We start from the raw sequence: 25,783 nt of genomic DNA, 5'->3' as shown, positions 1-25,783 counted from the left end.
TTGCTAATCCTCAAAATAAGCTTCAATAATTTAAGTTTATTCCCCAAAACAAACCTAAGTTACAAAAGTTAAAATCTATAATTCATTTCATATTAGCAGAACAAATGCAAAAAACCGTATTTATCTGACCAAATACACACTTGCACACAATTCAACTAAAATACTGTTTTAAATCAATTTAATAAAAAATTTTCATATTAAGAAATAATCAATCAATATTCTTTAGAAAATATAATAAAACTTTAGAAATGGTATTTATTTACTAAAAGATACAAAGAAACTTAATATTAATCTTTGTAAATATTTCACACACTTTATAGAGATATTTAAATCATTTATATATCCCCAGAATTGGGGATATAGTGTATATCATGATTTATTTTTAAGCAGAAAAACCTATTTAAAGCTGTAATTTTTCTTAGCTTGCTAAGCTGCATAAAATTTTCAATGCAACACAGCAGATTTTATGAACAGTGAGCATTCACATGAATATGCTTTAAAATTCTGCTGCGCAATGAATATGAACAGCTTGTTGGGTTAAGGGCTGGGTAAATGCCAGATCACAAGCATGTAACGCCATCCGTCCGAGTGAGCTTTGCTTTGCATTCGGGTGATACAGTTGATCCCCTGTAATGGGGTGCCCAATATGCATCATGTGTACGCGTAGCTGATGAGAACGCCCTGTCACTGGTGTTAATAATACTCGGCTAATATCCTTGCTTGCATCATAGCTAATGGCTTGATACAAGGTTTTTGAAGGTTTGCCCAATTCAAAATGCACCATCTGACGTGGGCGATTTTCCCAGTCTGTAATTAAGGGCACTTCAACACTGCCCTCACCTTCTAGCTTGCCCTGAACCAAAGCTACATATTGCTTTTGAACCGTTCGCGCTTGGAACATTTTACTCACCGCCACTTCTGCATCGCGGTGTTTCGCAAACATCAAAATGCCTGATGTTGCCATGTCTAAACGATGGGTAATCTTTGCTGCTGGATACTGTTGCAAAACTCGAAGATAGGCACTGTCATGATGCTCAGGCAAACGTCCCGGAACCGACAGCAATTCCGCTGGTTTTTCGATGACAACCAAGTCTGCATCTTCATACAAAATACGTAGAGGACCTTGAGGCGGCGCATAGACAAAGTTGGGATCTAAAGGCATGGACAGACTGTGTACTGGGAGAATGTCGGCAAAATAACAACTGACTAATTCGCTGTCAATCGACTTTAACCGATCAGGTCTAACCCTAACGATTATTGGTCCTCAATTTACCAAAGGCTGGTGCTAATGAATGAGACAAATCATCCTCCAGTAACTGTAAGATGCTTGCACTCGTGGTTAAAGGATACTGATGTAGTGTGATGCGATATTTGCCCTGAAACCACTGCGATAAATGCAAGGCATAGGTTCGTTTAGGCCCAAAACCTAAATGTTGTTTTAAACGATTCTTTATACCTGTCCGTGATGATCCAACATACAGAATGTGATTGGGTTGATTTAACTTGGCACAGGCATGGGTTTTCAATGCCTTAAATGCAGCATAGTCCTGATATGTCTGCTGTATATCGCCACCAACCTGCTCTATCACATAAATATAATGTGCGTGTAGAGCAAGATCATCAAAACTTGAAAACTCAAATATACGCTCAGCTTTAGTCTGCTGTGCCTGCAGACAATCCTGTATCAATTGATTCAGATAACCCATATCAAAATTATTTAAAATTTAGATAGTTAAGCATAACAACTTTGTGAAAAAGGACAATCCGAAGCTTAGATTAAGTTTGAGTTGTTCTGCGTGATATTCATTACATCAGCAGTGATCAAAATTTGTTGGGAATGAATGCGAAGTTTGGAATTTTGAAAAAGATGGAAGGATTTATTATTCGTTTGAATTCTTAAAAATTTTTTAGGGTGTAAGAGAAAACAGTATTGTTTACTTCAACTATCATCACTTTGTAAGTCATGATCTTATAGCCTATAAACTTCTGGTTTATAGCGTCCTAAGCTGAATCGAGACCTTTTGGGTGAGTACTGTACACGTGTTTTGCACCACTGACAGCATGCTACTCTTTTCAATCTCTATCACACCCTTGAGATATATAGTAGTGGTATCGATGAGGGATTGTTTCCCTGAAAATTACTATTTTTGACTTATTTTAAAAATATTTTTCACATTTAAAGATATATTGAAAATATTTTCTTCTTGTATCATGTTTTAGCATTTTTTCCATCTGATAAATGACTTTTCCCGAGAATTTTCGCCATAGTTTATCACTCAAACCATCGGGATCATTTGAATTCTAGACAGGACTTTTAACCAATGAGAACTTGTATTGAAATGAGTTCTCCAACTGGATTAAGAGTCAATAATGCATACCACAGCGAGATTTGAAAATTGAGGTGTGCTTGAAAAAAGTAGCAAAAAGCACAAAAGCTATTCAATGCGATGAAAATGTGATGAAAATGAAATTCGTTCAGATTTGACACTTGGCTTAGGACTATTTTTACCGGAGATGCCTGATGATCTTTAAGCTTATGGTGATTAAATTGGTGTGGTTTGTTTTATGCGGATTAAAGGAGTAATGATTCATTATTCTTTTTTATTTTGGCTTAAATTTTTGGGGTGGTATAAGAGAAAACAATATTGTTTACTTCAACTATCATCACTTTGTAAGTCATGATCTTATAGCCTATAAACTTCTGGTTTATAGCGTCCTAAGCTGAATCGAGACCTTTTGGGTGAGTACTGTACACGTGTTTTGCACCACTGACAGCATGCTACTCTTTTCAATCTCTATCACACCCTTGAGATATACTTTAACCAAAGAGGATCGGGATTAATTTCCTAAGTTTTTCTAATTTTCTACAAATTCAGCAAATTTTTTCAGCCATTTTAGGTTTAGCAGGATATTTTATCTTTTCAGCTCATTTCAGCGTTTTTTATCTGCAGATTTGCCCAATTATAAGAAAATTTTCTTTTACAATAGACAAAACGTCCAAACACAGCGTCAAATTTAAAAATATATCGCCGCTGAACATTCATCCCTTAACTTCATACAAAACTCCGCCCTTTGAGTAGAGATCTAAGCCTATCCATGTTCTGCAGATATTAGGGTTGATCTATTCAACGCATTATTGGTCATTGAGCTAAATAACTTTGCACCCACTGTGCGCTAAACCACCAACCACTACATGCTGCCATACCACAGAGTAAATTGGCCAAAATTTTATTCATTCGGCTGAGGTCTGATGCATATATTTTGAGATTGATCAAATAAGCAATCACAGCATATACCAGTCCAATCGCACCACCAATGATGATCAGGATCAAAGGCCATGCTGCATAGGCATGTGCCTGTGCTGGATATTTTGTAGAACGGATGGTTTCTGTGGTCATGCTGCATATCCTATAAATAACGCGATTACCTGTTTTAGTTAGCAATTTCTGCGCCATTTTTCTTGGATATACAGCGTTATTTCAAAGTTAATGCATGTTGAATTTCTAGCTTTGACTACAGCATTTATCGCAACCAACAACTTTTTCTGTTGGCCAGCTCATTCGTGCACGCTTATAAGCGAGTTCGAAATTGGCAAAATAACCAATCAATATTTGCTGGTCAAATTGCGGCATGTCTACACATCCTTGCGTACCATTGTGAATTAAATGCGAGCCATTCGTTAAGGCATTTTCATCGACTATAAATTTAATCATCTACCATTCCCCTCATTATTTTTTATAAAATTCAAAGATTAATAAATCCATATAAAAATTATGTGATTTATAATCACATACTAAAATTATGCCTTTATTGTTCAAAAATCAATCGCAATTTAAAGATTTTTTTAGCCGTCTCTTGGATGACTTAAACGCAGAATGATGTGCTCTTTTAGGACAGATAGGTGGGATTTCTCGATAGTATTTTTTTGCGCTTAAGCCGAGTGCTTGGAATGTTGAATAAAGGTATTTTTCACTCGAACTGACATCAACAAATACGGCGTCCAAATCAGACAACCGAAAGTACTGTCTCTAACTGTATGAAGGTCTCTGTATCAGTAGCACTTCTTATAATTTTTATAATCTTTATCAAACTTTGCTAATACTCAGTTTCGGATTTTTATTTCTATATTTATTAAGCAAACACGCAGATCACTCACTCTAAAAGATGGATTCATTTTAGAGTGAAATGTTGATTGGTTTATAAAGGGGTATCGACCTGTACAGTTCGTTTTTGGCGTATGCGGCGAACCAACCAGATCACGATTGCAATCACTAAGATCACCACGAAAAATGGGACTAAAAAGGCCAATACTGACAAGACTGCAGCACCAATCCACTCTCCAGTAGATAAGATGGGGTTTGCAACGCCACCTGTGGTTGCGGTAGATACGCCACGTGCAGCGACGGTACTCATTTGCACTGCTGTTGCTGTACCACCACCCACGATAATTGCTGCCGCCCAACTGGCAAACTGTGACATTTCACCTGAGCTTACTGCCATTGTAGCGATGGTCCCTGCAATCATGGCTGCAGGTGTTGAAATGGTGTCGAGCGCATTATCTACCCAAGGAATATAGTACGCTGCAATTTCACAAACCGTCGCAATTGCTAAGCCAATACAAACCGCAGGCATAGACAACCATTCGAATCCTTTCATCGGTTCGAATAATCCTAAAATGGAAGCAACACTCATCACCAATAAAGGCACAAAGACACGGAAGCCACAAGCAGCACTTAAGCCAATACCAATACACAGTCCTAATATTGTTTCCATGGGCTTCTCCGAACAGTTAAATGTGCAATTTGTTTTTATATATGCAGTGTTATACGTTAGCAAAAAGCCCTATCGAGTGATAGGGCTTTTCTTTCTAAACAGCGGATAACTGTTAGTGTTTTGCAGCTTAGGCATTCTTATTGTTAAATTGATTGCCTTGGCATTTGGTACACGGTGGTAAACGATCAGTACCAATTTCTAAGTAAACGCGGTGTCCGCATTGAACACAAAAATAGAAGCCTGTTCCGGGTTTTTGACCAGCAGTAACCATTTTTGTTCTCCATGTGTTTTTAGAAATGGTAGATTCAGTATAACCTTCTTGTGATGAATGTCTATTGGTCATTTTTGTAAATGATGATGTCGTTTGGGCGAACTTTAGTTTTTAATCTCGATACCTTCATAGAATATTTTTATGACATATTCATCGAACAAATCTAAACCCTTTATCTCATCAATTAGGTTTTCAAAGCCGATTTGTATAAACTGATCAATAACTTCATTTATTTCAAATTCATTATTTTCTAAGTCTATCACTTGAGATGCATGGATCTTCTTTGAAATAAACCTAGGAAGTCCATATTCCTCCAAATAGAATACATTTTTCGGTAGAAAAGCATGTGAAAGCTTCTCAATAAAACCACTAATATTTAATTGACTACCATTTTTTTTATTATAAAGCGTCTCAACAGACTTCAAGATATTTGCCAAATTATAAGAAATAGATTTTTCAAGTTTAAAAAAATCTTCAATACTTAGATCATAATTTTCTAATTCTACTAATAATTCTGGAATAGTTTTAAACCAATTATTTTTAACTATCAAAATATATTTAATGATATCATTATATGATTTACCCAAGCCTGCTGGTCTTACGTTAAAAAGAATTTCTTTTAAAGAACTCTCCCAAAATAAAGAGTCCGCATTTAATAAATTTAATTTTCTATAACTTAATTTATTTATCAAAATTGCATGTGCAATTTTCTGAAGTGTAGAAGAATTTGAGGCATCCAAATCTCTTAAAGCAATTAAATCGGAATATTTTAATCCGAGTAAATCTGCCATTTTATGTTTAAATGCAATTATCCTTTTTAGTTCTTCATCGCTCAACTCTTCTCTTAGATAGTCATCTTCAATCATCAAAGATGCCTCATCTTGAAGTACCAAGTCTAATTCTAATTCAATTTCTTCAGGAGGCTTTTCTAATAGGAAAGCATTACCAATAAAGTATTTAAACATACGCCCACTTCTACCCATAATATTTTTATAAGTAAAGAAGCTTAATAATGATGTACTTAGCTTATTACTCCATAAAATTATATTTTTTGTGCTAGTATTTACACCTTCAATTATTGATGAAGTAGAGACCATTACATCTAGTGGAATATCATTTTCATATACATTCAATTGTATTTGAGATAATGATCTATGCAAATTACTATTGTAAGTACAAACTCCTTTTTGTATTAGATAACCCAATCGCCATGTATTAGAATAATTTTTTTTAATCCATTTGGAGAATTCTACCAAAAAGGCATGTTCTTTATTATTAGTATTTTCTGAAAGTAGCGTAAGAACATTATCTAATGAAGGGTGAGAGTTAACATAGATCAAAGTTTTTCCCTCTGCTTTATTTAATATACCAAACAAAGCTTTAGTTTTATCAAATTTCTCATTTATTCTTTCATAAGTACGATCAATGTCCAAAGTAACTGTATTACAATCAATAGGGACAAATTCAATGCCTTTAGTAAATATATTGTTTGTAAGGCTATTTATATTTGGAGCTAAGTAATATCTTTGTTTAGCAATTTGTTGGAACTCGAGCATTGCTCGTTGTAAGCTTATGCTTCTATCGTCACTCTCTTGTTTACTAGCTTTATAAAATTCATCTACTATCAGTAAATCAATTTCTCCTACGACTCCTTGATAACTTAGAGCTCTTTCTTGAGGCAAAATTAATATATTTTTTTCAGCCAATTCTATATCTGCTGTCGTAATAATTTTGTAATTTCGACCAAACTTAGGCTGTAGCCTCCTTCTTATTTCATCTGCTAAGGCAATTGTTGGAACAATCATCATTACAGTATTTGGTTTTCTTAGTTGTAAAAATGCATCAACAATAAAACTTTTTCCGAAGCTGGTTGGCGCACTTACTGCTAAATTTTTCCCATCTAATAGTCCAGATAAAAGTTTAGATTGCTCTCTATGTAAAACTACTTCTTTCCCCCCTATATTAACTGAAAAAGCATTTAGTAGAATCTGTTCTTGCCATGTAGCATAGTCTTTATCTATATAAGGATAGAGTCCTACCTGCCTTAATAAGTCATTTAAAGGTGGAATTATTATTTTTTTATCTTCTGAATCCAAATCATCTAAATTACCAACTAGTCTAATAATTTTTTCCCTAGCATCTTTTTCATTACCAAGGATTAGAAATTCATTGATCCCATGCATTTCTTCGAAAGCATCCATTAGTCTTCAGCCTCCGCCTTATAGTGCTCAACATTTTTTATAAATCTGTCAACTATTTTATCTTTATTTGGCACTGGGAATAGTATTAAATGAAATTTAATTAAATCATAAAACGGCACTTCTTTTAATTTATTATATTGACTTAAAAAATACTTATTAGCTTTTTCAAAATAATGTTTTTTCATTTTAGAAATATAATCTTCATCAAATAAAGATGTTTCCTCAGTTATCTCACACCCATGTATAATCATAATAGGCACATTAATTAATTTTTTAATGTTATCGATTGAATTTTTGGGGGATAAATCTTTAATTATTTTATCTAACAACTCATTTTCAATACCTAAGCCATTTAGATCACTTAAACCTGTAATAATCGAATTTTCTTTCTTTAATTTTTCTGTTTTAAGAGCCTCAGAAAGTGAATTTGTAATTTGATAAAAATTTTGGTCACTCAAGTTAGAAAAAAATTTTGCCTCGCCAAACCATAAACTATAGTTGTCTCCATCAACTATAATATGAACACTATCTGCACCTTTTGCATTGTCTTGACTATTTTGTTTGTAATATATTTTAGGTACAACAGGCAGAGCACCGTAATGATGCTTCATAATTGCATAAAGCATTATTTCTGCTATTTCACTCCCCCGACCAATCGTATCAGTCGGCTCTGATAATCTTAGTTTTTTTGCAGATTCTATTAATTTTTCCCGACTTTTATCAAATAAAGCTTCTCTTTCTTTGTGATTCAGAGCTGTTTCAGCAATGTTATTCCATATAAAGTTAAAAAACTTACTAGACCTCCATTTTCTATCTTCAAAATCATTGATAAATGTAACGATTTTTTTATTATCTTTGATTTTTATTTTATTATTTGTACATATATTCAAAAAATCATCGGATACTAAGACGTTAAAATCCATATTCATTCCAAAAAAATGCCCCAACATCAAGTTAGAGCATTTTTCAAACAATATCAATGACTTTAGACTACACTCTTATGACGCACTCGCTTCTAAAAAATCCTGTGCAAAGCGTTGCAATACACCACCCGCTTCATATACAGACACTTCTTCTTCCGTATCTAAACGGCAAGTTACAGGTACTTTAATAATTTCATTCTTACCGTCATTGGTAGAACGCTCAATCACCAAAGTCAGGTCAGAACGTGGTGCAATATTACCAATCACGCTATACAGCTCTGTACCATCCAGCTTCAATGTTTTACGGTCAGTCCCTGCTTTAAACTCAAGCGGTAACACGCCCATACCCACCAAGTTGGTACGGTGAATACGCTCAAAACCTTCCGCCACAATCACTTCTACACCTGCAAGGCGCACACCTTTAGCTGCCCAGTCACGGCTCGAACCTTGACCGTAGTCTTTACCTGCAATGATGATCAGTGGCTGCTTACGATTCATATAAGTTTCAATCGCTTCCCACATACGCATCACTTCGCCTTCAGGCTCTACACGCGCTTTCGAACCCTGCTTGATGGTACCGTCAGAACGTACCACCATTTCATTAAACAGTTTAGGATTCGCCAAAGTCGCACGTTGCGCTGTTAAATGGTCACCGCGATGCGTTGCATAAGAGTTGAAATCTTCCTCAGGCAAGCCCATTTTCGCCAGATACTCACCGGCTGCCGAATCCATGATGATTGCATTTGATGGTGATAAATGGTCTGTAGTGATGTTATCGCCCAAGATCGCAAGCGGACGCATATTGGCTAAAGTACGCGGTGCAGCCAACGCGCCTTCCCAGTACGGTGGACGGCGGATATAAGTACTTTGCGGACGCCAGTCGTATAGTGGGCTTGCCGCTTTTTCACGCTCACCCAAATCAAACATTGGGATATACACTTTCTTAAACTGTTCAGGTTTAACTGCTTCTTTCACCAATGCATCAATTTCAGCATCAGACGGCCAAATGTCTTTTAAGTAAATTGGATTACCGTCTTTGTCATTACCCAGTGAATCGGTTTCGATATCAAAACGAATTGTCCCTGCAATCGCATACGCCACAACGAGTGGAGGCGAAGCCAAGAACGCTTGTTTTGCATAAGGATGGATACGGCCGTCAAAGTTACGGTTACCTGAAAGTACCGCAGTTGCGTACAAATCACGGTCAATAATTTCTTGCTGAATCACTGGATCGAGCGCGCCCGACATACCATTACACGTGGTACATGCATATGCCACGATACCAAAACCCAGCTTTTCTAAATCACCGAGTACACCTGCTTCTTCTAGGTATAAAGCCGCAGCTTTAGAACCTGGTGCAAATGATGATTTCACCCAAGGTTTACGCACTAAACCCAATTCATTTGCTTTACGTGCCAACAAACCTGCCGCAACGGTATTACGGGGGTTTGAGGTATTGGTACAAGAGGTAATGGCCGCGATGATCACAGCGCCATCTGGCATTAAACCTTCTGCTTCTTGCGCACGCGCTGCTTCTAAGTTGCCTGCAATGCCTTTGGCTTTTAAGTCAGCCGTCGATACACGCGCATGCGGGTTCGATGGACCTGCAATATTACGAGTGACTTGTGATAAATCAAAACGTAGTACACGCGGGTATTCTGCCGCTGTCATATCCGACGCCCAAAGACCGATTTCTTTGGCATAGCCTTCAACCAATTTCACTTGATCCGCTTCACGGCCTGTCAGCGTTAGGTAATCAATGGTGTTTTTATCGATGTAGAACATTGCAGCCGTTGCGCCGTATTCAGGGGTCATATTCGAGATCGTTGCACGGTCACCCACTGACATGCTGTCAGCACCTTCACCGAAGAACTCTAAATAAGCACCGACCACACGTTCTTTACGTAAGAATTCTGTGAGCGCTAATACGATATCGGTTGCGGTAATGCCTGCTTGACGCTGACCTACAAGTTCTACACCAATGATGTCAGGCAGACGCATCCAAGATGCACGTCCCAGCATCACATTTTCAGCTTCTAAACCGCCGACACCGACAGAAATTACGCCCAAGGCATCAGTATGCGGCGTATGTGAGTCTGTGCCCACGCAAGTGTCTGGGAATGCCAGACCATCACGGTTTTGAATCACTGGAGACATTTTTTCCAAGTTGATTTGGTGCATGATACCGTTGCCCGCAGGGATCACATCAACATTTTCAAAGGCTGTTTTGGTCCATTCAATGAAATGGAAACGGTCTTCGTTACGACGGTCTTCAATCGCGCGGTTTTTCTCAAATGCATCAGGATCAAAACCACCAAACTCTACAGCAAGAGAATGGTCAACAATCAGCTGCGTTGGAACAACAGGATTGACTTTTGACGGGTCGCCGCCTTGGTCTGCAATCGCATCACGCAAGCCTGCAAGGTCAACCAATGCTGTTTGACCTAAGATGTCATGACACACCACACGTGCAGGGTACCAAGGGAAATCGTGGTCTTGTTTGCGGTTAATCAGTTCTTTTAAAGACTGTTCTAAGATTGCAGGGTCGCATTTACGAACCAACTGCTCTGCAAGGACTTTAGATGTATATGGGAGTTTTGCGTATGCGCCTGGCTGAATATCTTCTACGGCTTGACGTACATCGAAGTATTCTAGCTGGGTGCCTTGCAGCGGTTTACGGTAATTGTTGTTCATAGCGTTCCTGCCCTCGGTCTTTCATTTTTTTGCGTTGTCTTTTTCATAGACAATTCATCTTTGTTCGATAGGCATACTACACTGCCGAAAACCCATTTCCCAAATCTCATATATTTCATAGAGTTAAATATAAAAATAGGGGTTTTTGAAATATTTAGTTACACTAACTTTGGAATATTCGCTCTAAATATGAATTTTTTTGAAAAATAGCTGCAAATCCGCCTCATTCTTTAGTCTAAGGTAAATTGCACTGCATAATATTTAATCTAAATATCAACCAAATTGATTAAAAATCAGTCTTATCAATTTTAGTATTTAATAATCAAGGCATTAAATTATTTTATTAGCTCATTGCGCCTCAAAGTCATAATGTGATTCAAAACACGCTTTTATTATTTATTTTATCTTAATTCTCAATTTATACCTATTTGCAGGGATAGCGTCGAATCACCCCTCTCTCAGATAATAAAAGCACGACATACAAGCACAGTAATTCGCTGTACTCGCCAAAATAATCACAATATTTACAAAACCTTAGCTAAATAAATCAGCGACTACTGTTCTACCGTCATTATGCTTTGGGGAAAGATCATGACAAAATTTAAAACCATCATTGGGGCTGGCTGCCTCTTAAGCTGTCTCAGCTTCATTGCCTGTGGCGACAACGACCAATCGACAACAGATTCGACGATTCAAGAAGAGGAAGTAGACTCACCGACTGTCGTCTCGAATCCACCACGTTTGAAAGCCAATGCACAAGGTGAACATGAACTGCTAATTGCCTATAAACGCCAAGCCTTATACGATCCTGAAACCGGTGAAAATGACCTATTACAGGTCAGAGGCTATCTGACTAAACCTGAACTCTGGAACTCGAAAAATAGCGATGGCAGTGTCTCTGATGTACTGGTTGGCCCACAAATTCGTGCGAAACAAGGTGACAATTTAAAAATTCATCTGGTCAATCACCTCCCTGTTGAATCGACGGAGACCTGTCCAAGTCCAGTGACCAATATTAACCAAGGGAACTGTTTTAACACCACAAATTTACATACACATGGTCTTTGGGTTAGCCCGCAAGGAAATAGTGACAACGTATTTTTGAGCTTAAAACCTCAGCAAGATTTTCATTACGAATTTAAGATCGAACCGAATCATCCTGCGGGAACATTTTGGTATCACTCTCATGTGCATGGTTCAACCGCGATTCAGGTCTCAAGCGGCATGGCTGGCCCTTTGATTATTGAGGGAGAGCGAAAACCCGTCATTCGACAGGGGCAAATTCAGCAGACTGGAGATTTGGACATCTTATGGAAAAATCAAAAAACCCAGCAGTATGACCATGAAAAAATCATGCTGTTCCAGCAGATTCAATACAATGAAGATTGCGACAGCAATTTAAGCCAAGTGAATGGTACACCCTGCATCTATAGCTTAGAAGATTATTCAAAACTCGATATACCCACCTCATGGGCGGATGAAAATCGTTTTACCAGTATCAATGGCAAAATGTTTGGTGAAATTAAGGTGGATCAGAACCAATACCACCGCTGGCGCATGATTCACGGCGGTATCCGTGACACCATTGGTTTGACCATCAAAGAACTACCTGATTCTGCGCACTTTACCGCAGAGCAAACCCTGAGCGAATGTCAAAAGTATCAAAGCAAGTCGATGTCTTCACAGTTTAAAACACTGAAAACATTACCATTATATACCCTTGCACAAGACGGCTTGACCATGGGTAAAATCCAAAAGCAAGGGATTGAAATTTTTCAGCCGGGTTATCGCTTTGATGCCATGCTCGCCTTCCCGACCACCAATAAATACTGTGTATACGATGCCAAGCTGAATCTAGAAGATGAAATTAATGCGCCTGAATCAAGTCCGCTACTTCGTCGCGCACCGGAAGAAAAACTCAATACACAGCTCCTCGGTTGGGTCAATGTAAAAGCAACCCAACTACCGCAGCAAACGCCTTATAACTTTTTGAAAAGTCAGGCAACCCAATTGAAACTAGCACCAGAAGTGATTGCACAGCTCGAACAGGGTGATTTATCAGCCTTTATCTCTCATGCGAGTTTAATGACTGCTGAAGTCGATGAAATGCTCAAAACGATGGCGAAGCAAATCACCAACTTTGACATTCTGTTCAATGCAGATGGCAGCTTTAAATTTGGTATTCGTCATGCCGAAGAAGGTACCTTGATCAGCTTTGGCGATGCCTACCACGATGAAGACCATACCCACCATAGCTATGTCCGCAAGCTTCCAATCGGGCAAACCCAAGAGTGGGAGTTGAGCAGTAATGTTGCAAGTCATCCCTTCCATATTCATGTCAATCCATTCCAAGTCGTGAAAATATTGAATGAAAATGGTGTCGATGTCAGTGCGATCGGCAGCTCAGATAAAGATAGTGCAGGAAATATTGACTCGCAATATCATGGAATGAAAGGCGTTTGGAAAGATACGCTCTTCGTCAAACAGGGCTATAAAATCTTTGTGCGCAGCAAGTACGAAAAATTTGAAGGCGACTTCGTGCTGCACTGCCATATTTTAGACCATGAAGATCAAGGCATGATGGAAACCGTGCGTATTTGTGGCGACCAATATGATTGTAATAGTGAACCGCCTTCACATCATTCCACTATAGATATGACTGCAAGCGATATGCCGACACACAATCACTAAGACAGATCTCTGCTGTACAAAAGCCCATATCAATATGGGCTTTTTGTTTGCCTTACACTGCGGCTTGCTGCAAAATAACATGATTAATGATATCTAAAATTTATACTGAGGCTGGTCATGACAACGTCTATGGCATTCACATCTTTTTCTCTCAACGGTGTCGATGCACAAAAATTTCTACAAGGACAAGTGACTTTGCATGTTGAACGCCTTGAAGAAAATGCAACACGTTATACTGCAATCTGCGACCTCAAAGGCCGTATTCACTTTGGTTTATGGCTCACCAAACACAGTGCTGAAAGTTTTTCTATTGTCACTACAGCAGATCAAGCCGAAGAATTTGCCAAACATATTAAAAAATTTGGTGCATTTTCTAAGATGAAACTTGAAGAAACTGGTACAGTTTTTCCAAGTTTAGTGGCTGATGAAACGACATTTACTTCGGAACCGACGGATGTTGCAGCATGGGAAGTTCAAGCCATTCAAGCGGGTCAGGCCTATATTGACCAAGCCATTGAACATGTGTTCCAACCGCAAGAGTTACGTCTACATCAGCGTGAAGGCGTCCACTATGACAAAGGCTGTTATTTGGGTCAGGAAGTGATTGCACGTTTATGGTTTAAAGCCAAACCGAAAGCTTGGCTGCATGCGATTTCAGGTACAGGCGCTACTCCTGCACAAGGCGAACAGCTGAATAAAGGCGTACAAGTGGTCAATAGCGCGGCTGTAGAAAATGGTTATGTAGCTTTAGTTGTGGCACGCCCAGAAGCTTTAGAAGAGTTAGATGTGACAGTTTTAGCCTTGCCTGATGCATTGAATGGTGATGTGGCACGTCCTGCTTAAGCATCTTAATTTTGAAAATAAGAGCCAAATTACAAAAGTTGTTTGGCTCTTATTCTGATTACTATTTAAAATTACAACAAAATATAAAGATTTATAAAAATGCTCATCCCTTTCCCATTTCGCTTTTTCTTATTGAATTGCCTCATTCTCTTCAGTTGTTTTATATCGCCAAATATTTATGCCGAGATAAATTCAGCGGTATTGGAAGAGCTAAAAAATAGCAATGTGGTCGATCAAACCAACTCGCTTTCCCGCGATGAAATTGTCCAGTTAAAAAAGCAAAACGAGCAGCTTTATCAGCAAAAGCATATCGACTTTAAAATTTTGATGATTCCCTCGACCAATGGAAAACCTATTGATCAATATGCACTTGAGATATTCAATAAACTTAAAATTGGCAATGAAAAGCTCGATAACGGCTTACTACTTTTGGTTGCAAAAGATGATCGTAAAATGCGGTTCGAGGTAGGTTATGGTTTAGAGGGAGATTTCACTGATCTAGAAGCTGGGCGCATAATTCGACACACACTCGCTCCAAATTTCCAAAATAATGACTATTTTAATGGCTTTAAAGAAACACAAAAAAAGTTACTAGATAAATCAATTACTCTTGGTAAACCTAAAAACGAAGATCAAAAAATAGATCACATTCTAAAAACAATAGCTGGAATATTTCTATCATTCTTATTGTGTATCCCACTCTATTGGTGTTACACAAAAGTGATTATTAAATTTGGTACTAATGGTGCCTTAGGTGCTTTTATTGGACTCCTTATCTTTGAAATTTTTATTCATCTTTTGATTTTTGGTTATTTAAATTTTGGAAAAATTGCATTTTTACTTTGCGCATCTATTCCTCTTTATGCCCCTTTTATGTTGACTATATTTCTTCCCTTCAATGAACCATACAGATTACTTAAAACTATTTTATACAGCTTACCACTTCAGATTTTTGCTTTATTTGGCTTCGGCATTTTTTACTTCATCGAATTCTATCCTCAAATATCATTCATTATATTAACATCCATAACCAATTGTTTTATTTTACTTTTATTAAGATATGCAGTGTTTTTATATCGATTCAGAGCAGGGACTGAAAATACCTATCTCACCGCTTTTTATAATCAATATTTACAAGAAAAAGCACGTCAAAAAATGTTGGATGAACAATATGAGCGTTTAAATCCTTTCAATAAAACGAGCGAATCAAGTCAGTCTTCTTCCTCTAGTTACAGCTCTTCATCGTCAAGCAGCAGTTCTTCATCAGGAAGCAGCTCAAGTAGTTCTTCCTCATCTTCCTCACGAGATTCAGGAGGCAGCTCAGGCGGCGGCGGCGCATCGGGTTCATGGTAATACCTAAAACGACGTGACGATTAAAGATTAATTTTTTAAAATCCAATCACTCAAAGCCAAAGCCTAAAAATTTTGGCTTTTTAATCACTCATTTTTTTCCCTCACAAAATAAACCACCCCACCCCGATCATCCGAAAAATAAAAGGAATTTGCATCAATTCGGTAAATATCAGCAGGTCGCCCATACACCTTTTTACCGACTAAAAAACCATCCATAAAGGTTTCAAGTTTTTGTCCTTTACGCATCATTGCAATTTGATAGCCATGGCCAATCGCTTCGTCGGTAGAGCCATGCAAGGCCACTAAAAATGCATTTTTAATGGTGGCATCTGTGTCTGGATGATCAAAATAATCAAAACCCAGTGCTGAGGAATGCGAAGGGAAATAAGCATAGGGCGATGGAACATTTTTACAGCCAGATGCACGTTTAAATTTAGCATCCGCCAAGACTTTGCCCTGCCATGAATAACATGCGGGCCAGCCATAATCGACATCTCGCTTTAACGCATAAAAAGTTTCATCTGGCTTTTTACTTCCCAAATGATCAGAACCTTGATTGGTCGCAAATAGAAATCTACCGATCCATTTTAGACCAACAGCATTACGCAAACCTGTCGCATAAATTCGTTGCTCTGAACCATCAGGATTCATCTCGATGACTGAGGCTCGCACTTTTTCTTTCTCTACACACGCATTACAACTCGAGCCAACCGACACATAAATCTTTCCATTTCCACCGACTGCAATCGTCCGCGTCAGATGCCAACCGCCGTATTTATAACTCAAACCATAATCAGGAAATGTCGCTAAAACTTCAGCCTTACTCGAAGGCTGAGTTTCTCCTTTGTTGAATTTTTGCCGTGTCAGTTGGTGCGTTTCTGCCAAATAGAGCCAATCCTGTCCTTGAGCATCGGTATAAAACTGAACTGAATTTGGATTTCTCAAACCAGTCAAATAAGGAATGATTTTGCCAAATTTACCTGTGTCAGCATTCCAATCATCCAATATATACACAGTACCTTTTTTATTATCTGTTAGATCATACATATCCGTGACAAACATTCTGCGATCAGGCGCTTGCGCAAAAAAGCGTACCCGTTTGAGACCTTCAGCAGCAGGAATGATCTCGAAATTTGCAGGCAAATTTAATGAAAACTGCTTGCCATTTTTTAAATGGATTGGATGCGGAACAAGCTTGGGTTGTTGAGCCCAACTGGTTATTGAACAGACGAAACTAAGGATCAAGATGGCGCTTATTTTTATCATATTTAAATACATCTCAATGAATCATGTATATCTGTATTCATCATAGATGCCTTGTATCTATTTTATTCAATTTATATTTTTAGAAAATATTATACTTTTGAAAATTAAAGTTTTTTTAATCACATACGCTGTTACAGTACACAACAGTTAAAATAAGGAGGAACTTTATTCCCCCCTCACGTCTTCGTTTTTAAATCATGATTTTAATCAAAATCCATGAAATAACTTATTCATATCTTTGCATACATATTCTTTAAAATGATAGGCGCGCGCATGTTTGGCATCAAATTTAGCTTCTAAATCGCCTTTTTTGAAAATATAAACACGATCCTCTTTACTGACTAAAAACTCTGCACCCAGTTTCATCAAAAGCGCATCAATTTTATCTTCATCTGCAATCGATTCATCTGCATTAATTTTATCGTAATTGCGTTTAATGCCTTTAATAAACATCGCGCTGCCTCAGAGAAAATAACAATGCGCGATTAAATCAGAGTCCTGCTTTTTTGCAAAGGCTTTTGATGCAATAAAGTCATGGCATTTAATGCGCTAAGGGCAATCAACATTATTTTATAAAAACGCTTTAAATCACAATTCCTCACTTTACATTTACGTAAATCTACCTATGATGTAAAAACCGACAAAAATAACCACCAAAACACATAAACGGAATTATGTGTATGATTTACAAAAGGTTTCAAGATGAAAAAAATCCTACTCGCAAGCATTTTGGCAATGAGCACTCAACTCGCTTTTGCTGAAACTAAAACAGATGCCGTCGATCCTGAATTTGCTAAAGTGGAAGCTATGGTCAAGGCCAAAGATATGAATGGCGCCTACCAAACACTGAGCAAGCTTGCAGCAAAAGGTAATGCTCAGGCTATTTATAATTTGGGCTATCTTACTCAAACAGGTCAAGGCGTAGCGAAGGATGAGAAAAAAGCCATCCAACTCTATGAACAGGCTGCAGCCAAAGGTTACCCAGTTGCTAACTATGTTTTAGGTAAAAATTATGCAACGGGCACACTGGGCTTAAAACAAGACACCAATAAGGCCAAACAATATTTAGAACGCGCATCTTCGGCTGGTTTTGATGATGCCTCCATCGACTATGCCATTTTACTTTTTGCAGAAAATAAACCTGAGTCAGATAAATTGGCGCTCAGTAAACTTGATCCGCTGATTAAAAAAGGCAACTACCCTGCGATTCATGCCAAAGCGCTTTATGACATCAGTGCTGGCTTTAAAGCTAAAAATGAAAAGCCTATTCAGCAAGGTCTGAATAGCATTCAAGAATTAGCAAAAAAAGGCTATGTCCCTGCATTGATGGCGGTGGGCAATATGTTTGTAAATGGCAATATCATCCCGCAAAATTTGCCTGAAGCTAAAAAAATATTTAGCGCATTAGCCAAAGAAAATATTCCCCAAGCCAAAGAATCTTTGGCAACCGTGGATAAAATGATTGCTGAACAAGCCAAAGCACCTAAAGCCAATGCGAAAAAGAGTTAATTAAGCATTAAAAAAAGCCCTGCACATGCAGGGCTTTTTCATGGGTTTAAGCAAATCTTGAGCTGATCAAAATCACGCCCACCACAGACTGATTAATACACCTGTTACGACAAAGCCCAAGATGGTACTCATCAATAAAGGCGTTAAGGTCTTTTCATTTAAGCCATAAACTTGTCCTAGCATAGCAAAAATTGTCGGCATCGGTAATGCGGCAATAATCGTCCCTGCATATAACATCTCTTGGCTGACATCGGTCAAATAGCGTAAGCCCAAATAAGTCAGTAAAGGCATCACCAAGTTGCTTGAAATCACCAAATAGAAGCTCTGAGCATTCACATACTTTAAGCTCATACCGACAATCCCTCCACCAATTGCAAACAGCGCCAGTGGTGAAGCCGTTTGACCTAACATCGCCAGTACATCATTGATTTGATGAGGTAAACGAATTTGGAAAATTGCAAACCCAATTCCTAGCATTACCCCTGCAAAGAGTGGATTTTTTAACAGGGTCATTAAGGTATTTTTGATGATGTCGCCAATATTGGCTTTTTGCTGTGAACTTCCTAATTGCGCAAGGACCAGCACCGTTGGAATCAGTAGCACACTTTCAATAATGACGATTAATGAGGTATAGGTCATCGCATTTTGACCGACCAATAAGCTTAGGACTGCTGTACCAATTAAACCTGTATTTGACATGCCAGCGCCTAGTGACAGTACCGCTGTTTGCGACATTTTATTTTTAAAATGTGTCGACAATAACCAATAGGCCATGCCATACAACAAAAATGTGACTCCGGTATAAACAAAGAAATAGCCGGGATACCAAATTTGATGCAAATCTTTAGAAGCTAATGACTGAAAAAACAAAGCCGGCAGTGCAATTTTAATCACAAATGCACCAATGGTTCCAACTTGTTCTTTGCTCAATAAACTGCATTTTACCGACAGATATCCCAAGGCCAAAAGAAAAAAGATTGGACCAATCACCTCAAAGACCATACGAAATATCCTGTGTAATAGACTCTTCCATCCACACCCTCAACCTGAGAGTGTAGATCGGACCGCTATAAATTTTGATAATTAGAAAGCCGTAAATTGACTTCTTTGTGCATGCGGCTGACAGCGTAAGTACTGCGGAGAAATTTTTAGGTTTTCACCGAGTTCAGCAGCGGCATGCCATGGCCAACGTGGGTCATATTGAATTGCACGAGCAAGACCAATCGCATCTGCCATGCCATATTGTAAGATACCTTCGGCTTGCATTGCTTCGGTAATTAAACCCACAGCAATTACGGGAACCTGAACGGCTTGCTTAATGGCTTCAGCAAAAGGCACTTGATAACTGGCTTGTAATTGAATTTTTTGCGCAACATCTAAGCCGCCACTAGAAACATGAATATAGGCTGTGCCTAGTTGTGCAAGCGCTTTTGACAAACCAACAGCCGAGTCTAGATCCCAACTCGGTACTTCAGTATATTCCATCCAATCAGTTGCGGAAATACGTACCCCAATTGGATAATCTTCAGGAACGGCATTTTTCATGGCTTGGAACACTTCAAGCGTCAGCCGAATGCGATTTTCCAGACTGCCACCATATTCATCGCTACGCTGATTCGACAATGGCGACATAAATTGATGCAGCAAATAACCATGTGCGGCATGTAGCTCAATTAAGTCAAAGCCTGCATCTACCGCTCGTTTTGCTGAATCGGCAAAGTCTTGAATGATCTGTTGGATTTCTTCTCGGCTTAAAGCATAGGGTGCATGATCTGTGGCATTAAAGGGCAAATTACTGGCTGAAACAGTCTGCCATCCTTGAGGATGATTTGGAGGTAATTGTCCACGTCCTGCCCACGGTTTATCTGTCGATGCCTTACGACCCGCATGTGCCAGTTGGATAGCAAATGGCATAGGTGAAAGTGATTTCACCTTGGCCAATAGTGCCTTCATCTGTGCGCGTTGCATATCATTCCAAAGGCCGAGGTCTGCATAGCTAATGCGCCCCTCTGCCTGTACAGCCGTTGCTTCGACGATACAAAGTCCAGCACCTGACAATGCATAATTCGCCCATTGTTGCTCATGCCAATAGCTTAACTCCCCTTGCTCATTGGCAGAATATTGACACATGGGTGCAATCACGATTCGATTACTCAGCCCCAATGTTCCAAACTGAATTGGTTGAAATAACAACGCCACATCACTCTCCTTTTAGAAGGCTTTGGTCACACTTAATCCTGCACTCCAATTCACCCCATCCGCGGGTTCAAAGAAGCGTCCGTTTCCATCATTGACGATCACTGAACCAACATAGTTTTCATCAAACAAATTATCTGCACGTACATAGGTTTTAACTTTCCAATCTGCTTGTTTCCATACATAACCTGCGTTGGCAGAAACCACGGTATAGCTCGACGCAGCATCACTGTTGGCATCATCGACATAGACTTTATCCATATAGCGCACATCTAGGCCGGCATTAAAGCCAATATCTGGCTGCCAATTCAGTGCGGCAAACGCTTGGTTTTTGGCAATACCCGGAATTTTCGCACCCGATCTAATAGATGACGCTTTAGGTTTCGCTGGATCTGTAGGATTCGGTATTTCTGGAACAAAAGCATCAAATGTGGCATCGATATAACTGTAACTTGCTTGCGCACTTAAATCTCGCCATAGCTGTTTATTCCACGAAAGCTCAACACCTTCACGTAAGGTTTTATCGGCATTTCTATAGGTTGCACGCCCTTCCTCTGTCCCAGCAGAAACGATGTCATCTTGAGTTTTGCTTTGGAACACTGCTGCCGTGAAATTCCCCCATGCATTTTGTGATTTAAGCCCAAGCTCGTAGTTATCGCTACTGGCCGGTTTTAAATCAAAATTCATGCCGTCATCTTTAGAATAGGCCATTTCTGTAAAGGTGGGTGTTTCAAAACCCTTGGCATAACTGACATAGGCATTCAGTTGATGCGCAATATTCCAACTTAATGCTGCTGAAGGTAAAACTTTGTCATAGTCAGTTTTACCGCTGTCATCCTTATTTAAACCCACGACATATTTATCATCAGATTTATAATGAACATTGCTATATCGTAGCCCTGTATCTAAAGTCCAATTGGGTAAAAAATTCCACGAAGCTTGTACATAGGGGTCTAAATTCCACAAGGTGTTATTTTCATTTCGACGAATATTGCCTTTCTTGCCAAAATTTCCATTGGCATCAAAATTTTCATAGCCCTTACGGTCTTCATCCATATAATCAAAGGCAAGACCTGCAGTAAAACGTGTATTCGGCAAGAGGTCTTTGCCTGTCCAGCGAATATCTGTTCCATAATAATCACGGCTAAAATCAATCACACCACCTGCATGGCGCGCATTATTTTGTGGATTTTTGGGGATGGACTGATACTGCACCACATCACGTTGCCCCATATATACCATTGCATTAAGTTCATGCTGATCATTCAATGGTTTTTTCCACGTCAACCCAGTTTGAGTTTGGCTAATTTCCTTACGTACATCATAAGTATTATTGGCATCATTAACTTGTTTCGGATTTTGACGCAATTGCTCCCGATTCAGACCTTGTGGATCATCGGCATTAATATCCACATGATTCACAATCCAATTGACCTTAGAACCATCATCCAGATCCCAAGTCAGTTTTGCATTGCTGAGTACCTTATTTGCAGCACTATGATCACGGTAGCCATCGGTTTCAAAATAAGAAGAACTCACGACATAGCTAGGTTCATTAGCCTGTTCTGAGCCACCTTGCAGCACAATATCAGCACGACTTTTATGATGACTGCCGCCTGAATAGCCGAGTTCGATGGAGTCTTTTCCAGTACCTTGCTTGGTCGTTGTTAAAATCGCCCCACCCGAAGAGTTACCGTATAAAGAGGAAAATGGCCCGCCCAATACCTCGATATGATTTAAGCTACTCATATCGATATTTGACGTCTGTCCCTGACCATCCGGCATGGTCGCAGGGATTCCATCAACATATAAACGGATACCACGCACACCAAATGTTGAACGAGCGCCAAAGCCTCGCATAGACAGTTGCAAGTCTTGTGCATAGTTTTCACGGTTATTCAGTTGTAGTCCGGGCACACCTTTTAAGGTTTCAGACAGATTCACACCCGTATTGTTATTATTTTCAGCTTGCTGTACACGGTATACCGATGCCGGTGTTTTTAACCACGTGGTATTGGTTCGTGGTGCTTCAATGGTAATCTCAGGAAGTAAAACAGGTTCCGTAGAACCTGTTTCTGCATACAACTGTTGGCTAATACATGCCGTCAGGCAAAGTAAATGTGTCTTAAATGATGTGACGTTAAATTTACTTTGCATAGAGCACCTATTTTAACATTAGAAGATTACCTTAGAGCTTAAACCAATTAGGAAAGCATCATCAACTCGATTTGTTGAGCCTGGGTTAATCACATATTGTAAACTTGGACGAATCATCAACCATTTCGTAGGGTTATGGCTATAGTTCAACTCGACATTATATTCAGCACTTGCATCGAAAGTTTTTTGATTCAAACGGTTATTCACATGAACACGGTTCACACCTAAACCAAGAATATCATTTGGATGGCTATCAACAAGACCGATATATTTCACACCAACTTGTTGTGAATTATCGACCTTAGTTGTTACACGATCATGCCAAGTGAAGTTTGCAAAGCTATGTAAGCCTTGACGGCCTGAACCCGTAGAAGTCAACTGTTGCTCAATCGCAATCCAACCACCAAAGGTACGATCTTCAGGGCTTACCCCTTTTCCATCGACCTTTCCTTTAGCAATATCAAATTGGTTTTCAGCATTATCTGCCGTGTTATACATACCACCGATACGGTAGCTACCAGGCAAACCATTTACAGCTTGTTTAGGTGTCCAAATCAATTCGACAGGAATACTTACACCATCAGCATTGTCGGTGTCCAAACTCCAACCTTGTCCTTCAGCTTTACCATTACCATTATCAGGATTGAATTCGTAAACACCGACTTGTGCCGCAAGTTCTGGCGTTGCTTGGTATTTCACACGTCCACCCCATTGTGAAACTGGAGTATTCATCCACATAGAACCTTGCCATTTACCCATTTGCGCTGCACAAAATGCGGTGCTGGCAAAGTCACATGCCATCACGTTAAAGTCCATACCTAGACCTAAACGACCTGCTTTTACACTAATGCCTTGTTCTTTGAAATTCTTTTCAATCGAAAGCTCGGTTAAGCGGCTGTCCTGATTACCACGACCAAAATTGGCTTGTGCATTTGCCAATTGAGGAACATCTCCTTGCAAATCACGAACTGAGGTACTTTGACCTTGACGAGCAGTCATTACAGCACGCACAGTCACGCCATCCCAACCTGCGAGTTTTTCCATATCAAGCTGTGTACCTAACCACAATTGGCTGGCTACCGTTGCTGAATGTCCCGGATTACGACCGCCATCGGCAAGATAGGCAGCATCAGCAGCAATATTGGCCTCAAACTTCACACCTTGTTGTGCAAGTTCGGTACGTTTACCATCCCAATCCCCGAGCATGTACTGACCTTTAGTGTCGAATGCTTCTGTGGCGTGAACATGTGTCATGGCTGCTGCAACAAATGCAGGTAGAAGAGCTAGACTGTATTTTTTCATGGTAAAACCTAAATCTGGAGAGAGTCTCTAGACAAGCCACATGGCTTGAAATCTAATGTCACAAAAATTACATAATTTTTCATGTTCTATCTCAGCATTATTTTTATCATTCACAAAACTTTAATTTATCAATAATTTATTCTAAATAAATCTATTGTTATGCAATATTTTTTAGTTATTATTTTTCAGTATCTTATATATTTGAAAAATTAAATTTTATAATTCCGATCTCTTGCTTAAACTCATCATCGTGACTTATTGGTTTATTATTCTCACAATTAATAATTAATAACCTATTCATACACTCCCTTGGGCCGTGATGAAACTTGCATTCTGTAGGGCTAGACCCAATAGTATGCATAACTTGACTGATCCATTGCTTCGACCTTTATGCCTGAATTACCAGAAGTAGAAACCACTAAAACCAGTTTATTGCCATTATTGAATGAAAAGGTTCTCAAAGTTGAGGTTTTTCAGTCGAGTCTGCGTTGGCCAATTCCTGACGACATTCAAAAACTCGTCGGACAAAAGCTGCTTCAGCTCAGCCGTCGATCAAAATATATTTTGGCTGAATTTGAACAGGACAGCATGCTGTGGCATTTGGGCATGTCTGGCAGTTTTCGGATTTGTGAAGGTGATGAAGCATTACGCAAGCATGATCATCTGGTAATTCATTTTGAAGATATGCAATTGCGCTATCACGATCCACGTCGCTTTGGCTGTATTTTATGGTTAGATGCATCGTCTCAAAGCAAACTGATTGACACGCTTGGCCCTGAACCACTGAGTGATGACTTTAATGCTGAATACTTATTCCAAAAATTTAAAAATAAGCAGACCAGTATCAAAGTATCGATCATGGACAATCATATTGTGGTTGGTGTCGGCAATATCTATGCAACGGAAAGCTTATTTAACTTAGGCATACACCCTGCGCAGCCTGCATCAAGTTTGAGTTTTGAACAAGTTGAAAAAATGGTCATCGAAATCAAACGTATTTTAAAACAGGCAATTGATTTAGGCGGTTCGACGTTACGTGATTACACCAATGCGATGGGCGAAAATGGTTATTTCCAACAAACTCTGCTCGCCTACGGACGTGCCGGTGAAATGTGCATCAACTGTGAAACCATCTTGCACAATATCAAACTAGGGCAACGTGCATCGGTGTTTTGCCCAGAGTGTCAGCCTTTAAAAAAGGTTAAAATGCTGACTAAGAAAACCGTGAAAGGAAATAAAGCATGAAGTCTGCGATTGTTCGCCACATATTAGTCAAAGATAAAGAACTATGTGAGCAACTGAAAAAGAAAATCAAAGGCGGTGCGGACTTTGCCAAAATTGCAAAGCAGCATTCGACATGCCCTTCGGGTAAAAAAGGCGGTGAGCTTGGCGACATTAAAAAAGGCCAACTGGTTGGTCCAATTGATAAGGCGGTATTTACCCTACCCGAACGTGAACTGCATGGTCCGATCAAAAGCCAATTTGGCTGGCATTTATTAGAAATTAAGTTTCGGATGTAACATAGCACCCACATTGAACATGCTATAACGAGTATATCGCGAATATGTGCTTTTCATCTTAAAGCACATAATCCCAGTATTTTT

At 39.1% G+C, this 25,783-nt stretch carries 21 protein-coding genes and 1 pseudogene; 6 read left to right on the top strand and 16 right to left on the bottom strand.

Going from position 1 to position 25,783, the window contains the following annotated elements; translation table 11 throughout:
• Positions 1 to 496: 496 nt before the first annotated feature.
• The 10 genes and pseudogenes from AVJ20_RS07905 to acnD all read right to left on the bottom strand — a co-directional run bounded on the left by AVJ20_RS07905 (position 497) and on the right by acnD (position 10,862).
• Positions 497 to 1,162 (bottom strand): pseudouridine synthase, encoded by a 666-nt coding sequence (locus AVJ20_RS07905; protein WP_111884818.1) that lies wholly within the window; start codon positions 1,160 to 1,162, stop codon positions 497 to 499.
• A gap of 85 nt (positions 1,163 to 1,247) precedes the next feature.
• Entirely contained in the window at positions 1,248 to 1,706 is a 459-nt protein-coding gene (locus tag AVJ20_RS18670) for a GIY-YIG nuclease family protein (protein ID WP_111884817.1), read from the bottom strand.
• Between the two features lie 1,434 nt (positions 1,707 to 3,140).
• The gene (locus AVJ20_RS07895) at positions 3,141 to 3,398 is read right to left on the bottom strand and encodes a hypothetical protein (RefSeq protein ID WP_111884816.1); all 258 of its coding nucleotides are present in this window, start codon (positions 3,396 to 3,398) and stop codon (positions 3,141 to 3,143) included.
• Between the two features lie 105 nt (positions 3,399 to 3,503).
• Positions 3,504 to 3,713: a hypothetical protein gene (locus AVJ20_RS07890; protein WP_078191130.1), complete on the bottom strand. Its 210-nt coding sequence runs from the start codon at positions 3,711 to 3,713 to the stop codon at positions 3,504 to 3,506.
• 218 nt (positions 3,714 to 3,931) lie between these two features.
• Positions 3,932 to 4,021, bottom strand: a pseudogene (locus tag AVJ20_RS18995) (DUF2569 family protein); the annotation flags it as partial.
• Positions 4,022 to 4,197: 176 nt separating this feature from the next.
• On the bottom strand, positions 4,198 to 4,773 hold the full coding sequence (locus AVJ20_RS07880) for a DUF4126 domain-containing protein (protein ID WP_111884815.1): 576 nt from the start codon (positions 4,771 to 4,773) through the stop codon (positions 4,198 to 4,200).
• Between the two features lie 127 nt (positions 4,774 to 4,900).
• Entirely contained in the window at positions 4,901 to 5,116 is a 216-nt protein-coding gene (locus AVJ20_RS07875; RefSeq protein ID WP_111884814.1) for a zinc ribbon-containing protein, read from the bottom strand.
• A 32-nt stretch (positions 5,117 to 5,148) separates the two neighbouring features.
• On the bottom strand, positions 5,149 to 7,245 hold the full coding sequence (locus tag AVJ20_RS07870) for a DEAD/DEAH box helicase (RefSeq protein ID WP_111884813.1): 2,097 nt from the start codon (positions 7,243 to 7,245) through the stop codon (positions 5,149 to 5,151).
• Positions 7,245 to 8,168, bottom strand: coding sequence for a DUF1837 domain-containing protein (locus tag AVJ20_RS07865; RefSeq protein ID WP_111884812.1), 924 nt, complete (start codon positions 8,166 to 8,168; stop codon positions 7,245 to 7,247). The genes AVJ20_RS07870 and AVJ20_RS07865 overlap by 1 nt, the downstream gene beginning before the upstream one ends.
• A 75-nt stretch (positions 8,169 to 8,243) precedes the next feature.
• Positions 8,244 to 10,862: a Fe/S-dependent 2-methylisocitrate dehydratase AcnD gene (gene acnD / locus AVJ20_RS07860; RefSeq protein WP_111884811.1), complete on the bottom strand. Its 2,619-nt coding sequence runs from the start codon at positions 10,860 to 10,862 to the stop codon at positions 8,244 to 8,246.
• A 591-nt stretch (positions 10,863 to 11,453) separates the two neighbouring features.
• On the opposite strand from acnD, the gene AVJ20_RS07855 reads away from it, so the two are divergent.
• The 3 genes from AVJ20_RS07855 (at position 11,454) to AVJ20_RS07845 (ending at position 15,749) form a co-directional block, all read left to right on the top strand.
• Positions 11,454 to 13,553, top strand: coding sequence for a multicopper oxidase family protein (locus AVJ20_RS07855; RefSeq protein ID WP_111884810.1), 2,100 nt, complete (start codon positions 11,454 to 11,456; stop codon positions 13,551 to 13,553).
• A gap of 117 nt (positions 13,554 to 13,670) precedes the next feature.
• Positions 13,671 to 14,396 (top strand): YgfZ/GcvT domain-containing protein, encoded by a 726-nt coding sequence (locus AVJ20_RS07850; protein ID WP_111884809.1) that lies wholly within the window; start codon positions 13,671 to 13,673, stop codon positions 14,394 to 14,396.
• 99 nt (positions 14,397 to 14,495) lie between these two features.
• Entirely contained in the window at positions 14,496 to 15,749 is a 1,254-nt protein-coding gene (locus AVJ20_RS07845; protein ID WP_111884808.1) for a TPM domain-containing protein, read from the top strand.
• Positions 15,750 to 15,833: 84 nt separating this feature from the next.
• On the opposite strand, the gene AVJ20_RS07840 is transcribed toward AVJ20_RS07845, so the two are convergent.
• Together AVJ20_RS07840 and AVJ20_RS07835 are read right to left on the bottom strand one after the other, a co-directional pair.
• Positions 15,834 to 17,015: a PQQ-dependent sugar dehydrogenase gene (locus AVJ20_RS07840; RefSeq protein WP_111884807.1), complete on the bottom strand. Its 1,182-nt coding sequence runs from the start codon at positions 17,013 to 17,015 to the stop codon at positions 15,834 to 15,836.
• A 207-nt stretch (positions 17,016 to 17,222) separates the two neighbouring features.
• Entirely contained in the window at positions 17,223 to 17,468 is a 246-nt protein-coding gene (locus AVJ20_RS07835) for a hypothetical protein (RefSeq protein WP_078191141.1), read from the bottom strand.
• Positions 17,469 to 17,717: 249 nt separating this feature from the next.
• Here AVJ20_RS07835 and AVJ20_RS07830 point away from each other — a divergent pair, with 249 nt between their 5' ends.
• A complete protein-coding gene (locus tag AVJ20_RS07830; RefSeq protein WP_111884806.1) occupies positions 17,718 to 18,524 on the top strand; it encodes a tetratricopeptide repeat protein in 807 nt (268 codons plus the stop codon).
• Between the two features lie 72 nt (positions 18,525 to 18,596).
• On the opposite strand, the gene AVJ20_RS07825 is transcribed toward AVJ20_RS07830, so the two are convergent.
• The 4 genes from AVJ20_RS07825 to AVJ20_RS07810 all read right to left on the bottom strand — a co-directional run bounded on the left by AVJ20_RS07825 (position 18,597) and on the right by AVJ20_RS07810 (position 24,179).
• Positions 18,597 to 19,526, bottom strand: coding sequence for an AEC family transporter (locus AVJ20_RS07825; RefSeq protein ID WP_111884805.1), 930 nt, complete (start codon positions 19,524 to 19,526; stop codon positions 18,597 to 18,599).
• Between the two features lie 81 nt (positions 19,527 to 19,607).
• On the bottom strand, positions 19,608 to 20,723 hold the full coding sequence (locus tag AVJ20_RS07820; RefSeq protein ID WP_111884804.1) for an NADH:flavin oxidoreductase/NADH oxidase: 1,116 nt from the start codon (positions 20,721 to 20,723) through the stop codon (positions 19,608 to 19,610).
• A 12-nt stretch (positions 20,724 to 20,735) separates the two neighbouring features.
• Positions 20,736 to 22,877 carry a TonB-dependent receptor gene (locus AVJ20_RS07815; RefSeq protein ID WP_111884803.1) on the bottom strand — a complete coding sequence of 714 codons (2,142 nt, stop codon included), beginning with the start codon at positions 22,875 to 22,877 and terminating at the stop codon, positions 20,736 to 20,738.
• 18 nt (positions 22,878 to 22,895) lie between these two features.
• Positions 22,896 to 24,179: a carbohydrate porin gene (locus AVJ20_RS07810; RefSeq protein WP_111884802.1), complete on the bottom strand. Its 1,284-nt coding sequence runs from the start codon at positions 24,177 to 24,179 to the stop codon at positions 22,896 to 22,898.
• 390 nt (positions 24,180 to 24,569) lie between these two features.
• Here AVJ20_RS07810 and mutM point away from each other — a divergent pair, with 390 nt between their 5' ends.
• Both mutM and AVJ20_RS07800 read left to right on the top strand, forming a co-directional pair.
• Positions 24,570 to 25,424 (top strand): bifunctional DNA-formamidopyrimidine glycosylase/DNA-(apurinic or apyrimidinic site) lyase, encoded by an 855-nt coding sequence (mutM, locus tag AVJ20_RS07805; protein ID WP_111884801.1) that lies wholly within the window; start codon positions 24,570 to 24,572, stop codon positions 25,422 to 25,424.
• Entirely contained in the window at positions 25,421 to 25,699 is a 279-nt protein-coding gene (locus AVJ20_RS07800) for a peptidylprolyl isomerase (protein ID WP_078192338.1), read from the top strand. The genes mutM and AVJ20_RS07800 overlap by 4 nt, the downstream gene beginning before the upstream one ends.
• Positions 25,700 to 25,783 lie beyond the last annotated feature (84 nt).

Origin of the sequence: Acinetobacter sp. CFCC 11171, from assembly GCF_003268405.1 — a bacterium.
Taxonomy (GTDB): Bacteria; Pseudomonadota; Gammaproteobacteria; order Pseudomonadales; family Moraxellaceae; genus Acinetobacter; species Acinetobacter amyesii.
Note: the sequence above shows the minus strand (reverse complement) of the source record. Positions and strands in the feature narration are given on the sequence as shown.

Coding starts and splice junctions, on each gene's coding strand:
- AVJ20_RS07870 (WP_111884813.1), bottom strand. CDS start 7,245: ATGGATGCTTTCGAAGAAATGCATGGGATCAATGAATTTCTAATCCTT.
- AVJ20_RS07865 (WP_111884812.1), bottom strand. CDS start 8,168: ATGGATTTTAACGTCTTAGTATCCGATGATTTTTTGAATATATGTACA.
- AVJ20_RS07800 (WP_078192338.1), top strand. CDS start 25,421: ATGAAGTCTGCGATTGTTCGCCACATATTAGTCAAAGATAAAGAACTA.
- AVJ20_RS07850 (WP_111884809.1), top strand. CDS start 13,671: ATGACAACGTCTATGGCATTCACATCTTTTTCTCTCAACGGTGTCGAT.
- mutM (WP_111884801.1), top strand. CDS start 24,570: ATGCCTGAATTACCAGAAGTAGAAACCACTAAAACCAGTTTATTGCCA.
- acnD (WP_111884811.1), bottom strand. CDS start 10,862: ATGAACAACAATTACCGTAAACCGCTGCAAGGCACCCAGCTAGAATAC.
- AVJ20_RS07835 (WP_078191141.1), bottom strand. CDS start 17,468: ATGTTTATTAAAGGCATTAAACGCAATTACGATAAAATTAATGCAGAT.
- AVJ20_RS07895 (WP_111884816.1), bottom strand. CDS start 3,398: ATGACCACAGAAACCATCCGTTCTACAAAATATCCAGCACAGGCACAT.
- AVJ20_RS07875 (WP_111884814.1), bottom strand. CDS start 5,116: ATGACCAATAGACATTCATCACAAGAAGGTTATACTGAATCTACCATT.
- AVJ20_RS07825 (WP_111884805.1), bottom strand. CDS start 19,526: ATGGTCTTTGAGGTGATTGGTCCAATCTTTTTTCTTTTGGCCTTGGGA.
- AVJ20_RS07840 (WP_111884807.1), bottom strand. CDS start 17,015: ATGATAAAAATAAGCGCCATCTTGATCCTTAGTTTCGTCTGTTCAATA.
- AVJ20_RS07890 (WP_078191130.1), bottom strand. CDS start 3,713: ATGATTAAATTTATAGTCGATGAAAATGCCTTAACGAATGGCTCGCAT.
- AVJ20_RS18670 (WP_111884817.1), bottom strand. CDS start 1,706: ATGGGTTATCTGAATCAATTGATACAGGATTGTCTGCAGGCACAGCAG.
- AVJ20_RS07815 (WP_111884803.1), bottom strand. CDS start 22,877: ATGCAAAGTAAATTTAACGTCACATCATTTAAGACACATTTACTTTGC.
- AVJ20_RS07880 (WP_111884815.1), bottom strand. CDS start 4,773: ATGGAAACAATATTAGGACTGTGTATTGGTATTGGCTTAAGTGCTGCT.
- AVJ20_RS07830 (WP_111884806.1), top strand. CDS start 17,718: ATGAAAAAAATCCTACTCGCAAGCATTTTGGCAATGAGCACTCAACTC.
- AVJ20_RS07845 (WP_111884808.1), top strand. CDS start 14,496: ATGCTCATCCCTTTCCCATTTCGCTTTTTCTTATTGAATTGCCTCATT.
- AVJ20_RS07855 (WP_111884810.1), top strand. CDS start 11,454: ATGACAAAATTTAAAACCATCATTGGGGCTGGCTGCCTCTTAAGCTGT.
- AVJ20_RS07905 (WP_111884818.1), bottom strand. CDS start 1,162: ATGCCTTTAGATCCCAACTTTGTCTATGCGCCGCCTCAAGGTCCTCTA.
- AVJ20_RS07810 (WP_111884802.1), bottom strand. CDS start 24,179: ATGAAAAAATACAGTCTAGCTCTTCTACCTGCATTTGTTGCAGCAGCC.